The following is a 13,167-nucleotide window of genomic DNA, read 5'->3' as shown; positions in this document are numbered from 1 at the left end:
GTTCAACTTTCGACGGCTTCGGGCGTGTCATCGGCGGCGCCATCGCCGGCCTGCCCCGTATTCGGGGCCTCAAGGGATTCGGCCTCGGGGGCCTGGGGGGCCTCGACGGCCTCTCCGGTCGGGACTTCGGGCGCCGATTCGGTGGGGGCTTGCAGCGCGAGTTCGGCTTCGCCGTCCATCGCCAGCGACGCGAGCAGGTTCGCCTGCTGCGCGGGGCCGTCGAGGACCGGCAACTGGTCCAGCGATTCGATGCCGAGGTCGTCCAGGAATTGCCGGGTGGTCGCGAAGAGCGCGGGCCGCCCGACGGTTTCGCGGTGCCCGATGACCTCGATCCAGCCGCGATCCTCGAGCTGCTTGAGGATCAGCGCGTTGATGGTCACGCCGCGGATGTCTTCCATGTCGCCGCGCGTCACGGGCTGCCGGTACGCGATGATCGCCAACGTCTCGAGCACGGCGCGCGTGTACTTGGGGGGCTTTTCCGGGTGCAGCCGGTCCAGGTATTCGCGCATCTGCGGGCGGCTCTGGAAGCGCCAGCCGCTGGCGACATGCACGAGCTCCACGCCGCGCTGCGCCCAGTCGTTTTGGAGGTCCGCGAGTAACGCCTTGATGGTGTCGGCGGCGAGTTCGTCGTCGAACAGGACACGCAACTCGCGAACCGGCATCGGCTGCTGCGAGCAAATCAGGGCGGTTTCGAGGACGCGCTTCGCATCCGTCGTATTCATGGTCTTGCCGTTCCGGGAAAAGGCGCCAGCGGCGCGCAAATCAAAGGCTGAACAGGGGGCGCTGGAAAAAGTGCGCGTGCCACCCAGGCTAGCCGGGGGCGTGGCTCGTGAGCCATTCGAGGCGATTGTAGCGCAGGCCCCAGGCCGCGAGCGCCCCGCACAGGTCGTCGGGCAACTCCGCGCGGAAATCCAGCGGCACCCCCGTGACGGGATGCGCGAATGCGAGCCGCCAGGCGTGCAGCGCCTGACGCGCCATCCCCGCCGCTGGCGCGCCGCCGTAGACCTCGTCGGCCACCAGCGCGTGGCCGATGTGGGCCATGTGCACGCGGATCTGGTGCGTGCGGCCCGTGCCCAATGTCGCGTGAACCCAGCAGCCCGCCTCGGCATCCTGCAGCAGGCGAAAGGTGGTGGACGCGGGCTTGCCGCCTTCGACGACGGCCATGCGCAAACGGTTGCGGGGATCGCGCCCGATCGGCGCATCCACATGGCGGGTGGCGCCGCCGCTCCAGGGCCGGTGCGCGAGGGCGGCGTATTCGCGCGAGACCTCGCGCGCCGCGATCATGCGCACCAGCGCATCCATTGCGACCCGCGTGCGCGCGACCACCATGAGACCCGACGTGTCCTTGTCCAGGCGATGAACGATGCCGGCGCGCGGCAGCATCGCGGCACCCGGGTCGCGGGCCAGCAATCCGTTGAGCAAGGTGCCGCTCCAGTTGCCGGGCGCGGGATGCACGACGAGGCCCGGCGGCTTGTTCACCACGAGCAGGTGCTCGTCCTCGTGCACGACGTCCAGCGGCATGGCCTCCGGCCGGAAAGCCTGGCTCTGCGGCGTCGGACGCAGCTCGAGCGTGCCTGCCTCTCCCGCCTTCACCTTGCGGGAGGAACGCGAAGCGCGCTCCTGCCCGATCGTGACGGCGCCCGCCTCGATCAATTGCTGCAGGTAGCTCCGCGAAAACTCGGGTGCGAAGTCCGCGAGCGCGCGGTCGAGCCGACCGCCGTGATGCGCCGCGTCGATGACGAACGCCCGCGCTTCGACGTCGGGTCCCGCGTCGGCGAAGTCTTCAGTGACCGCGCTGGTGTCGGTCATGTGGAGGTCGGTCGATATAATGAATTGGCCCTGTTTCCAAGAAAGTCGAGTTACATGCTCCGAGGCAAATTATCGGTCGTCCACGCGGCGGCCCTCTGCATCACCGCACTGCTGGCAGCGTGTTCATCGACCTCCGACGACAAGACGGAAAACTGGAGCCCCAACAAGCTCTACTCCGAAGCGCGCGACGAGGCGAACAACGGCGCCTACGACAAGGCCGTCCCGCTGTTCGAAAAGCTCGAAGGCCGCGCGGCCGGCACGCCGCTGGCCCAGCAGGCTCAGCTCGAAAAAGCTTACGCGCAATACAAGAGCAACGACCAGGCGTCGGCGCTCGCCACGCTCGACCGCTTCATGAAGCTGCATCCGGCCAGCCCGGCGATCGACTACGCCCTGTACCTGAAGGGCATCGTCAACTTCAACGACAACCTCGGCGCCTTCAATTTCCTCGCGCGGCAGGACCTGTCGGAGCGCGACCAGAAAGCAGCCAAGGAATCGTTCGAGTCCTTCAAGGAACTCGTGACGCGCTTCCCGGATTCGCGCTACGCGCCGGATTCGCGCGCGCGCATGACCTACATCGTCAACTCGCTCGCACAGTATGAAGTGCACGTCGCGCGCTACTACTACAGCCGCGGCGCCTACGTGGCCGCGATCAACCGGGCGCAAAGCGCGGTCACCGACTACAAGGAAGTCCCTGCCATCGAGGAAGCGCTCTTCATCCTCATGCGCTCGTACGACGAGCTCGGCATGACGTCCCTGCGGGACGACACGCGCCGCGTGATGGAGCGAAGCTTTCCGAAGAGCGAATACCTGACCCGGGGCTTCAAGTCCAGGCAGGATCCGTGGTGGAAATTCTGGTAGCCGCCAGGCCATCCAGCACCTCCAGGAATTCGTCGTCGCCCTTGAGCACGCGCATCGGCGGCAGCGCCGCCATCAGCCGCCTTCCGTAGCCCATCGTCGCCAGACGCGTGTCGCATACCACGAGCACGCCCTGGTCCGTCTCGCGGCGGATCAGGCGCCCGGCTCCCTGCTTCAGCGCGACCGCCGCCTCCGGAATGAAGTAATCGTTGAAGGGACTGCGGCCCTGCGATTCGAGCCGCTGCGAACGCGCCTCCACCAGCGGGTCGCCCGGCGGCGGGAACGGCAGCTTGTCGATGATCACTAGCTGCAGCGCATCGCCGGGGACGTCCACGCCTTCCCAGAACGATGCCGACGCCACGAGCAGGCAGCCCGGCTTGCCTTGCGACGCGCCTTCGCGGAACCGGTCGATGAGCCGCCGCTTGGGCCACTGACCCTGCACCAGCACTTCGATGCCCGAAGCGGCGTCGAACTGCCGCTGCAGTTCCTCGCCAATGGTGCGCAGCGCTCGCAGTGTCGTGGTCAGCACCATCGTGCCTCCACCCAGCTGCCGGACCGCTTGCGCCGCGAGCGCCGCCACCTGCCCGCTGTGTGCCGGGTCGCCGGGCTTGGCGAGATGCCGTGGGACATACACCGCGGCCTGCGCCGGGTAGTCGAACGGGCTCTCCACCTGCAAGACCTCCGCCGACTCGAGACCGCACGGTTCGGTAAACCACGAGAGCCGCGAATCGTCGCCCAGCGTGGCCGAAGTGAAGATCCAGGACTTCTTCGATGATTCATCGCCGCTGCTGCGAAGGAGCTTCTCGCGGACCGCCTTTGCGATGTCCAGCGGGGACTCGACCAGGCGCAGCTGCGCACCGGCGTCGACCCAACGGACGGAGCCGGCTTCGCAGGGTTCGCAGAAGGCTTGCGCGCGCGTGCCGAGGATGTCCGCGCGCTCGATCAGGCGGGCAAAGTCCGGTGCGATTTCACTGACGGTGGCAAGCGCTTCGGCGGCCCCGGCGCAAGCCTCGCGGACATCCGAAAGCGCGGCTTCCCACGCATCGGGATCAACGTCCGCCGGCGCCTGCGCCACCCATCGCAGGCGGGCGCCGGGCGCCGTGCGGCCGACGACGAGACGCAGGTCGCGCGCGCTCCGCTCCAGGGTGCCGGCCACCTGCTGCCAGTCGACCAGGCCGCGCGCCAGTTGCAGGCCCGCCGCCAGCATGTCGCGGCTGAAATCCAGCAGCTGGCCCGTCGTGAGCTGCGTGCCGAGGAACTGCACCCCCGTCTCGTTCAACTGGTGAGCCTCGTCGAAGATCGCGACACGCACCGTGGGCAGCAGCTCCGCCATGCCGGATTCGCGCACCGCGAGATCCGCGAAGAACAGGTGGTGGTTGATCACGACGACGTCGGCCGCGAGCGCTTCGCGCCGCGCGAGATTGACGTGGCAGGCGCGAAACTTCGGGCACTGCGAGCCCAGGCAGTTCTCGCGCGTCGAGGTGACGAGCGGGATCACCGCCGAGCGTTCGTCCAGGCCGGGGAGTTCCGCGAGGTCGCCCGTGCGCGTCGACTGCGACCACTCCTCGATCTTCGCGAGCACGCGGACCGCACTTCGATCGGGCAGGGTCGAATCCTGCCGCGCCTGCTCCATGCGATGCAGGCAGAGGTAACTGCCGCGCCCCTTGAGCAGCGCGGTGCGCACCGGCAGGCCCAGCGCCTGCACCAGCTTCGGCAGGTCGCGGCCGAAAAGCTGGTCCTGCAGCGTCTTCGTCGCGGTGGACAGCAGGACGCGCTCGCCGCTCAGCAGCGCCGGCACAAGATAGGAAAAAGTCTTGCCGACGCCCGTGCCGGCCTCGACCACCAGCGCCCCGCCCGACTCGATGGTCCTCGCCACGGCCATGGCCATGTCGGTCTGTCCCGGGCGGGGAAGGAAATGTTCGGCGGCGCGCGACAGCACACCGCCCTCGGCGAAGGCTTCGCGAACCGGATCGTGCAGGGGCATCAGGCGGGTTCTTTGGGGTCGTTGGCCAGTTCGAGGCGGGCGATCAGGTCCCGCAGGGCCAGGCGGCGCTTTTTCAGCCGCCGCATCATGAGCTCGTCGACCGGGCTTTCCTGGGAGGCGCGGTCGATCATCGCGTCGAGGTCGGCATGTTCCATCCGCAGTTCGATCAGGCGCCGGTCGGGGGAGTGAAGGTTGGAATCCAAGGAATCTGGGGGCGCGGCGGCCGCCACGGCCGGGTTCGTTCGATAATGCGATTTTCGCAGGGAATGATCCGGCGCACCATAGATAATGGGGCATCGAACCAGCAAGACATGTCCAAGGGATACCGACTCACCGCATCCACCGGCATCCACAAGGGTGACCGCGAATACCAGCAAGACCAGGTCGGGCTGCTCAGTCATCCGCGCCAGCCGGGCTGCGTGCTCGGCATCGTCGCCGACGGCATGGGCGGCCGCAGCGGCGGCCGCAAGGCCTCCGACCAAGTGATGATGACAGCCAAGCAGCTGTTCGAACGCTACTCGCCCGATCACGACGACGCACCCTCGCTGCTCACGCAGATCGTCCACGAAGCGCATATCGTCATCAAGCTGACAGCCATTTCCTCCGAACAGGAGCCGCACAGCACCGTCGCCGCCTACCTGATCAACCCCGGCGGCGACTGCCACTGGGTGCATGCCGGCGATTCGCGCATCTACCACTTCCACAGCGGCCGCCTGGTGTCGCGCACTATGGATCATTCCTATGTGCAGACGCTGGTGGAACGCGGCGAGCTCACCGAGGAAGAAGCCAACGTGCACCCCCAATCCAACATCCTGATGGGTTGCCTGGGCGCCGAGGACGATCCGCCGGCGACGCACCACTTCATTCCCCAGCTCAAGCCGGGCGACGTGCTCATGGCCTGCAGCGACGGCGTGTGGCACTACTTCAGCCCGAGCGAGCTGGGTTCGGTGCTGTCGTCGCTGTCGCCGCGCGAGGCCACGGAATTCCTGATCGAGAAGGCGCGTTCGCGCGGCCGGGGCGGCGGCGACAACCTCTCGCTGGTGATCGTCAAGCTGGAACCGCTCGAGGCCTGAGCCCGGTCAGGGCGGCACGGGCAGGGAACTCGCCGGGGGCTTCTTGCGGGCGGCGATCCGCTTTTCCAGCGCAGCCTTGCGCTCCCTGGCATCCGCCTCCGCCTTCAATCGACGCGCCTTGTTGTCGGCGGCATCCTGCTCGAGCCGGGCACGCGCCTGCGCCATATCCGCCTCCTTGCGGCGCTGCGCATCGCGCGCCTGCGACGCCCGCGCTTCCGCAGCCGCGGCGCGGTCCTGATGCTCGGCAGCTTTCCCGGCGCCACGCACTTCCTTTTCACGCTGGGCCTGCGCCGCCTTCGCCCGCTCCGCCGGGTCCTTGCGTTGCCTTTCCAGCTCGGCGCGTTCATCGTTCTCGCGCTGCCGCTCGGCGCCGCGGCGCCTGCGGATCGAATCGTTGAGGGAAATCTCCTGCCGGCGCAGGTCCGCGATGACCACGCGCCGCTTCGCGCGGGCCTCCTTCAGGCAATCGTTCACGGCGAACTTGCCGTAACAGGCCTTCTCCTGCTGGACGAATTCGGCCTCGGCCTTCGACCGATCGGCGGCGATCCGCGCACGGTGTGCCGTGACTTCGGCGTCTTCCTGCGCCGCCGCGGCGACAGCGCAGCAGAGCGTCGCGAGCAGGACCAGCTTTTTCATGTGAGGCGCGTATCCACGGTGCGGTGCTCCAGGGCCAGGAACTCGGCGGATTGCATTTCGTGCAGGCGCGAAATGGTGCGGGGAAATTCGTGGGCCAGGGGGCCCTCGGTGTACAACGCATCCGGCGGCACGGCAGCCGACATGATCAGCTTCACGCGCCGGTCGTACAGCACGTCCACGAGCCAGGTGAAGCGTCGCGCCTCGGACGCCATGCGCACGGGCATGTGCGGCACGTCGGACAGCAGCACGGTGTGGAACTGCGTCGCGATCTCCAGGTAGTCGTTCTGCGAGCGCGGGCCGCCGCACAGCGTGCGGAAATCGAACCACACGACGCCGCCTGCCTTGCGCCGCGCGCGGATTTCGCGCGCTTCGATGTGAAGCACCGGGTCTTCGTCGCGGGATTCGGCGAGTTGCGTGAAGGCTTCGTCCATCGCCTTGTCCGCCTCGGGGCCGAGCGGCGTATGGTAGAGCTGCACCTGCTCCATCATGCGCCCGCGATAGTCGACGCCGTTGTCCACGCTGATGACTTCCAGCTTCTCGTTGAGCAGGTCGATCGCGGGCAGCAGGCGGTCGCGATGCAGGCCGTTCGGATAGAGGTCGTCGGGCTTGAAGTTCGAGGTCGTGACGAAGCCCACGCCGTTGTCGAAAAGCGCGTCGAGCAGGCGATGCAGGATCATCGCGTCGGTGATGTCCGCGACGTGGAACTCGTCGAAGCAGATCAACCGGTAGCGCTTGGCAATACGCTCGCCCAGCGCATCCAGCGGGTTCACGGTGCCCTGGAGTTCCCCGAGTTCGCGGTGCACTTCGCGCATGAACTCGTGAAAGTGAAGGCGTGTCTTGCGCACGACGGGCACAGCCGTGAAGAAGCAGTCCATGAGGAAGCTCTTGCCGCGCCCCACCCCGCCGTACATGTACACGCCGCGCGGGATGTCGGGTCGGTTGATGAGCTTCTTGAAGACGTTGGAGCGCTGCTCCTTGTATTGCGCCCACTCGGACGCGCAGCGGTCCAGGGCCGCGACGGCGCGCAGCTGCGCGGGGTCACTCACGTAACCGCGCTGCGCCAGCTCCTTGTCGTACTGCTCCTTGACGCTCATCTGCGTGCAAGGAGCGTCAGAAGTTCAAGGTCCGCTTGTCGACGGCCAACGCCGCTTCCTTGGTCGCCTCGGACAGCGACGGGTGCGCGTGGCAGATGCGCGCGATGTCTTCGGCCGACGCCCGGAACTCCATCGCCACGACGGCTTCCGAAATCAGCTCGCTCGCCATCGGGCCGACGATGTGAACGCCCAGGATTTCGTCCGTCGTGGCATCCGCCAGGAACTTCACCATGCCCGTCGTGTCGCCCAGCGCGCGCGCGCGGCCGTTCGCCATGAAGGGAAAGGTACCCGCCTTGTACTTCACGCCGGCGGCCTTGAGCTGCTGCTCGGTCTGGCCGACCCATGCGATCTCGGGGCTGGTATAGATCACCCAGGGGATGGTATTGAAGTTGACGTGCCCGTGCTGGCCCGCGATGCGCTCGGCCACCGCGACGCCCTCTTCTTCCGCCTTGTGCGCGAGCATCGGGCCTCGCACGACGTCCCCGACCGCCCACACATTGGGCAGGTTCGTCTTGCAGTCCCCGTCGACGACGATCGCGCCGCGCTCGTCGAGCTTCAGGCCCACGCCTTCGGCGTTCAGGCCGATCGTGTTCGGCACGCGGCCGATCGACACGATCAGCTTGTCGACTTCGAGCGTCTGGGCCTCGCCCTTCGCATTCGTCCAGGCGACCGACACGCCTTTCTTGCCGGACTTGATCTCGCCGACCTTGACGCCGAGCTCGATCTTCAGGCCCTGCTTGTCGAACGCCTTCTTGGCTTCGCGCGCGATCTGTTCGTCCACGGCGCCGAGGAAAGTCGGCAGCGCCTCGAGCACGGTCACTTCCGCACCTAGGCGGCGCCACACGGAACCCATCTCCAGTCCGATGACGCCGGAGCCGATCAGCCCCAGCTTCTTCGGCACGCCCTGGATACGCAGCGCGCCGTCGTTCGAGAGGATGTTCTCTTCATCGAAGGGCGTGCCGGGCAAGGCGCGCGCATTCGAGCCCGTGGCGACGATGATGTGCTTGCCGACGAGCGACTCCTCGCCGACCTTGATCTCGTAGCCGCCGTCGGCCGCCTTCGCGAAGGAGCCGCGGCCGTGGAAGAACGAGACCTTGTTCTTCTTGAAGAGAAACAGGATGCCGTCGTTGTTCTGCTTCACGACCGTGTCCTTGCGGGACAGCATCTTCGCGAGGTCGAGGTCGAGGCCCTTGACCTGGATGCCATGGTCGGCGAAGTGCTTGCCGGCGTGCTCGAAATGTTCGGACGACTGCAGCAGCGCCTTGGACGGGATGCAGCCCACGTTCGTGCAGGTGCCACCGGGCGCCGGGCCGCCTGCGGCGTTCTTCCACTCGTCGATGCAGGCCGTGTTGAAGCCCAGTTGCGCAGCGCGGATGGCCGCGATGTAGCCGCCGGGGCCGCCGCCGATGACGATGACGTCGAAGTTCTTGGACATCTTCGCGCTCCTCAGATGTCGAAGAGAAGTCGAGCCGGGTCTTCCAGCGCTTCCTTCATCGCGACCAGGCCCAGCACGGCTTCGCGGCCGTCGATGATGCGGTGGTCGTACGACATCGCGAGGTAGTTGATCGGGCGAACCACGACCTGGCCGTTCTCCACCACCGCGCGGTCCTTCGTGGCATGCACGCCGAGGATCGCGGATTGCGGCGGGTTGATGATGGGCGTCGACAGCATCGAGCCGAACACGCCGCCATTGGAGATCGAGAACGTGCCGCCGGTCATCTCCTCGATGCCCAGCTTGCCGTCGCGCGCCTTCGCGCCGTATTCGGCGATCTTCTTTTCGATGTCCGCAAAGCTCATTTGGTCGGCGTTGCGCAGGATGGGCACGACCAGGCCACGCGGCGAACCGACGGCGATGCCGATGTCGAAGTAACCGTGGTAGACGATGTCGTTGCCGTCGACCGACGCGTTGAGCACCGGATACTTCTTGAGCGCATGCACCGCTGCCTTCACGAAGAAGGACATGAAGCCGATCTTGACGCCGTGCTCCTTCTCGAACTTCTCCTGGAAGCGCTTGCGCATCTCCATCACGGGTGCCATGTTCACTTCGTTGAACGTGGTGAGGATCGCGTTGGACGATTGCGACTGCAGCAGGCGCTCGGCGACGCGCGCGCGCAGGCGGCTCATCGGCACGCGCTGCTCGGGGCGCTGGCCGAGATCGGGCGCGGGCGTCGGCGCATTGACCTGCGGCAGCGCCGTCTTCGGCACGCCGGTCGGCGCGGCCACGGGCGCCACGGCGGGCTTCGCGCCGCCGGCGACGGCGCCGAGCACGTCGCCCTTGGTCACGCGGCCATCCTTGCCGGTGCCGGGCACGGAGCCCGTCGCGAGGTTGTTGTCGGCCATGATCTTGGCGGCCGCGGGCATGGCGACGCCGGCCTTCGACCCGCCCGTCGCGGCAGCGGCGGACGCAGGGGCCTGCGCCGGCGCTGCGGGCGCGGCAGCAGGAGCCACGGCGGGCGCGCTCGCGGCGGCCTTGCCTTCGGTGTCGATCTTCGCGATGACCTGTTCGGCGGCGACGGTCGCGCCATCGGCCTGCACGATCTCGGACAGCACGCCGGCGGCGGGCGCCGGCACTTCGAGCACCACCTTGTCGGTTTCGATCTCGATCAGGATTTCATCCAGGGCCACGGCTTCACCGGGCTTCTTCTTCCATTGCAGCAGCGTGGCTTCGGCCACCGACTCCGACAGCTGGGGCACTTTGACTTCGACGAGAGACATTTGAGTTTTTCCTTGGGGAGAGCTGTCGTTTTACTTCGTGAGGACGAAGCCCTTCAGCTTCGCGAATGCGCCGTCGACCAGCGCCTTTTGCTGTTCCTGGTGAAGGTGCGAGTAGCCCACCGCCGGGGAAGCGGAAGCCGCGCGGCCGGAATAGCCCAGCTTCTGGCCATCGAGCATGTTCTCGTGGATGTTGTGCTGGATGTGGAACCAGGCGCCCTGGTTCTGCGGCTCGTCCTGCGTCCAGACGATGTCGGTCGCGTTGGGGTACTTCTTGAGCTCGGCCGCGAACACCTTGTGCGGGAACGGATAGAGCTGCTCGATGCGCAGGATCGCGACGTCGTCCAGCCCCTTCTCCTCGCGCTTCTTGGCGAGGTCGTAGTAGACCTTGCCGGAGCACAGGACCACGCGCTTGACCTTGTCGTTCTTCAGGTCCTTGTTCTCCGGGATCACGGTCTGGAAACCGCCCTTGGTGAATTCGGACAGGGGCGAGGTCGCGTCCTTGTTCCGCAGCAGCGACTTCGGGGTCATGATCACCAGCGGCTTGCGCAGCGGGCGGATCATCTGGCGGCGCAGCACGTGGAAGATCTGGCTGGCGGTCGTGGGCTGCACGACCTGCATGTTGGTGTCGGCCGACAGCTGCATGAAGCGCTCGAGGCGCGCCGAGCTGTGCTCCGGGCCCTGCCCTTCGTAGCCGTGCGGCAGCATCAGCGTGATTCCGTTGACGCGGCCCCACTTCACTTCGCCGGAAGCGATGAACTGGTCGATGACCACCTGCGCCCCGTTGGCGAAATCGCCGAACTGCGCCTCCCAGATCACCAGCGTGTTCGGGTCGTTGGACGCGTAGCCGTATTCGAAGCCCAGCACCGCCTCTTCCGACAGGATGGAGTCGATGACGACGAACGGCGCCTGGTTCTCGGCGACGTTGCACAGCGGGGTGTAGGTGCCCTCATCGAATTTCTCGCGCTTCTGGTCGTGTAGCACCGCGTGGCGGTGCGTGAACGTGCCGCGGCCGCAATCTTCGCCCGAAAGGCGCACCGGATAGCCGCTCGCCACGAGCGACGCGAACGCCATGTGCTCGCCCATGCCCCAGTCCACATTGACCTCGCCGCGGCCCATCGCGGCGCGGTCGTCCAGCACCTTCTTCACGAGCGGATGCGGCGTGAAGTCGGCGGGCACGGCGGTGATCTTCTCGGCCAGGCGCTTCCACTCGGCCGTCGGGATCGCGGAGTCCGCGGCATCCGTCCACTTGCGGTTGAGGTACGGGCTCCAGTCCACCGCGTACTTGCTCTTGAAATTCGTCAGCACGGGGTCGACCGTGTGCTTGCCGTCGTCCATCGCCGCGCGGTAGGACTTCACCATGTCGTCGCCGAGCGTGTCGCCCAGGCCCTGCGCCGCGAGCTTGTCGGCGTACAGCTTGCGCGTGCCAGGGTGCGCCGCGATCTTCTTGTACATCAGCGGCTGGGTGAGCGACGGGGTGTCCTGCTCGTTGTGGCCGAGCTTGCGGAAGCAGACGATGTCCACCACCACGTCCTTGGCGAATTCCATGCGGTAGTCGAGCGCGAGCTGCGTCGCGAGCACCACGGCTTCCGGGTCGTCCCCGTTCACGTGCAGCACCGGCGCCTCGATCATCTTGACGACGTCCGTGCAGTACAGCGTGGAGCGGCTGTCGCGCGGGTCGGAGGTGGTGAAGCCGATCTGGTTGTTGATGACGATGTGCACCGTGCCGCCGGTGAAGTAGCCGCGCGTCTCGGCGAGCGCCAGCGTCTCCATCACCACGCCCTGGCCCGCGAAGGCGGCGTCGCCGTGCACCTGCACGGGCAGCACCTGCTTGCCCTTGGGGTCGGCGCGGCGGTCCATGCGGGCGCGCACCGAGCCTTCGACCACCGGGTTCACGATTTCCAGGTGCGAGGGGTTGAACGCGAGCGACAGGTGGACCGGGCCGCCGGGCGTCGTCATGTCGGAGCTGAAGCCCTGGTGGTACTTCACGTCGCCGGCGGGCAGGTCTTCCTTGGCCGTGTGGTCGAACTCGGCGAACAAGTCCGCGGGCATCTTGCCCATGGTGTTGACGAGCACGTTCAGGCGGCCGCGGTGCGCCATGCCGATCACGATTTCCTGCACGCCCTTCGCGCCGGCCTGCTGGATGAGCTCGTCCATGGAGGCGATGAAGCTCTCGCCGCCCTCGAGCGAGAAGCGCTTCTGGCCGACGTACTTGGTGTGCAGGAAGCGCTCGAGCCCCTCGGCCGCCGTGATGCGATCCAGGATGTGGCGCTTCTGCTCGGCCGTGAAATTCGCCTTGCTGCGGATCGACTCCAGCCGCTGCTGCCACCAGCGCTTGTGCGTCTGGTCGCTGATGTACATGTACTCGGCGCCGATGGTGCCGCAGTAGGTTTCGCGCAGCGCGTTGATGAGCTCGCGCAGCGACATCGATTCCTTGCCGAAGAAGGTGTTGCTGGTGTTGAACACCACTTCCTGGTCGGCGTCGGAGAAGCCGTAGAAGGACGGCTCCAGCTCGGGAATCTTCTCGCGCTCGGCGCGCTTGAGCGGATCGAGGTCGGCCCAGCGCACGCCCACGTTGCGGTAAGCCGCGATGAGCTGCTGCACGGCCGTGCGCTTGCGGGCGGTTTCGAGGTCCGCACCGCCGGCGATGACGACCTGCGTGCCGCCCTGCTTCGCGCGCTCGGCGAAGGCATTGACGACCGGCAGGTGCGGGACGTCCTTGGCATTGCTGCCGTCGACGGCCGGAACGTGCTGGAGGGCGTCGAAATACTCGCGCCAGGTGTCGGGGACGCTGCCGGGGTTGGCGAGGTAGTTTTCGTACATCTCCTCGACATACGGCGCATTGCCGCCGAAGAGATAGGAATTGCCCTGGTAAGCCGTGTAGACGGTGCCGGGATCGCTCATGTTTGCGCTACTTTCCGCCCCCCTTCAGGAGGCATTAGCTGGTTGGGAAACCTTCCGCGACACGGCTGGACCGGTTGGCGGATGCGACGGTGCCTGGGTT

At 66.9% G+C, this 13,167-nt stretch carries 11 protein-coding genes; 2 read left to right on the top strand and 9 right to left on the bottom strand.

What is annotated here, in order from left to right; translation table 11 throughout:
- Positions 1-2: 2 nt before the first annotated feature.
- Entirely contained in the window at positions 3-722 is a 720-nt protein-coding gene (gene scpB, locus I5803_RS02135) for an SMC-Scp complex subunit ScpB (protein WP_196984774.1), read from the bottom strand.
- Positions 723-810: 88 nt separating this feature from the next.
- Positions 811-1,809, bottom strand: a complete 999-nt coding sequence (locus I5803_RS02130) for an RluA family pseudouridine synthase (protein WP_196984773.1) — start codon at positions 1,807-1,809, stop codon at positions 811-813.
- Positions 1,810-1,863: 54 nt separating this feature from the next.
- Here I5803_RS02130 and I5803_RS02125 point away from each other — a divergent pair, with 54 nt between their 5' ends.
- Complete coding sequence (locus I5803_RS02125) at positions 1,864-2,667, top strand: outer membrane protein assembly factor BamD (RefSeq protein ID WP_196984772.1); 804 nt, start codon at positions 1,864-1,866, stop codon at positions 2,665-2,667.
- Here the strand turns inward: I5803_RS02125 and yoaA are convergent.
- Positions 2,630-4,648: a DNA repair helicase YoaA gene (gene yoaA / locus I5803_RS02120; RefSeq protein ID WP_196984771.1), complete on the bottom strand. Its 2,019-nt coding sequence runs from the start codon at positions 4,646-4,648 to the stop codon at positions 2,630-2,632. The two genes, I5803_RS02125 and yoaA, sit on opposite strands and share 38 nt — an antisense overlap.
- Entirely contained in the window at positions 4,648-4,851 is a 204-nt protein-coding gene (locus I5803_RS02115) for a YdcH family protein (RefSeq protein WP_196988432.1), read from the bottom strand. The genes yoaA and I5803_RS02115 overlap by 1 nt, the downstream gene beginning before the upstream one ends.
- Before the next feature lie 108 nt (positions 4,852-4,959).
- Between I5803_RS02115 and I5803_RS02110 the strand changes: the two genes are divergently transcribed.
- Entirely contained in the window at positions 4,960-5,721 is a 762-nt protein-coding gene (locus tag I5803_RS02110; protein ID WP_196984770.1) for a PP2C family protein-serine/threonine phosphatase, read from the top strand.
- Positions 5,722-5,727: 6 nt separating this feature from the next.
- Here the strand turns inward: I5803_RS02110 and I5803_RS02105 are convergent, their stop codons facing one another.
- The 5 genes from I5803_RS02105 to I5803_RS02085 are packed head-to-tail and all read right to left on the bottom strand — an operon-like array spanning position 5,728 to position 13,067.
- Positions 5,728-6,357, bottom strand: a complete 630-nt coding sequence (locus I5803_RS02105; protein WP_196984769.1) for a hypothetical protein — start codon at positions 6,355-6,357, stop codon at positions 5,728-5,730.
- The gene (gene zapE, locus I5803_RS02100; RefSeq protein WP_196984768.1) at positions 6,354-7,451 is read right to left on the bottom strand and encodes a cell division protein ZapE; all 1,098 of its coding nucleotides are present in this window, start codon (positions 7,449-7,451) and stop codon (positions 6,354-6,356) included. The genes I5803_RS02105 and zapE overlap by 4 nt, the downstream gene beginning before the upstream one ends.
- Positions 7,452-7,467: 16 nt before the next feature.
- A complete protein-coding gene (gene lpdA, locus I5803_RS02095) occupies positions 7,468-8,886 on the bottom strand; it encodes a dihydrolipoyl dehydrogenase (protein ID WP_196984767.1) in 1,419 nt (472 codons plus the stop codon).
- An 11-nt stretch (positions 8,887-8,897) separates the two neighbouring features.
- Positions 8,898-10,166, bottom strand: a complete 1,269-nt coding sequence (odhB, locus tag I5803_RS02090) for a 2-oxoglutarate dehydrogenase complex dihydrolipoyllysine-residue succinyltransferase (protein WP_196984766.1) — start codon at positions 10,164-10,166, stop codon at positions 8,898-8,900.
- A gap of 30 nt (positions 10,167-10,196) precedes the next feature.
- Entirely contained in the window at positions 10,197-13,067 is a 2,871-nt protein-coding gene (locus I5803_RS02085) for a 2-oxoglutarate dehydrogenase E1 component (RefSeq protein WP_196984765.1), read from the bottom strand.
- Positions 13,068-13,167: the final 100 nt, after the last annotated feature.

This window comes from Caenimonas aquaedulcis (genome assembly GCF_015831345.1).
Taxonomy (GTDB): Bacteria; Pseudomonadota; Gammaproteobacteria; order Burkholderiales; family Burkholderiaceae_C; genus Ramlibacter; species Ramlibacter aquaedulcis.
The sequence above is the reverse complement of the archived record's forward strand: the minus strand, read 5'-3'. Positions and strand labels throughout refer to the sequence as shown.

What these genes read in the sequence shown, in the direction of transcription:
- scpB (WP_196984774.1), bottom strand. Translation starts at nt 722, where the DNA reads ATGAATACGACGGATGCGAAGCGCGTCCTCGAAACCGCCCTGATTTGC.
- I5803_RS02130 (WP_196984773.1), bottom strand. Translation starts at nt 1,809, where the DNA reads ATGACCGACACCAGCGCGGTCACTGAAGACTTCGCCGACGCGGGACCC.
- I5803_RS02125 (WP_196984772.1), top strand. Translation starts at nt 1,864, where the DNA reads ATGCTCCGAGGCAAATTATCGGTCGTCCACGCGGCGGCCCTCTGCATC.
- yoaA (WP_196984771.1), bottom strand. Translation starts at nt 4,648, where the DNA reads ATGCCCCTGCACGATCCGGTTCGCGAAGCCTTCGCCGAGGGCGGTGTG.
- I5803_RS02110 (WP_196984770.1), top strand. Translation starts at nt 4,960, where the DNA reads ATGTCCAAGGGATACCGACTCACCGCATCCACCGGCATCCACAAGGGT.
- I5803_RS02105 (WP_196984769.1), bottom strand. Translation starts at nt 6,357, where the DNA reads ATGAAAAAGCTGGTCCTGCTCGCGACGCTCTGCTGCGCTGTCGCCGCG.
- zapE (WP_196984768.1), bottom strand. Translation starts at nt 7,451, where the DNA reads ATGAGCGTCAAGGAGCAGTACGACAAGGAGCTGGCGCAGCGCGGTTAC.
- lpdA (WP_196984767.1), bottom strand. Translation starts at nt 8,886, where the DNA reads ATGTCCAAGAACTTCGACGTCATCGTCATCGGCGGCGGCCCCGGCGGC.
- odhB (WP_196984766.1), bottom strand. Translation starts at nt 10,166, where the DNA reads ATGTCTCTCGTCGAAGTCAAAGTGCCCCAGCTGTCGGAGTCGGTGGCC.
- I5803_RS02085 (WP_196984765.1), bottom strand. Translation starts at nt 13,067, where the DNA reads ATGAGCGATCCCGGCACCGTCTACACGGCTTACCAGGGCAATTCCTAT.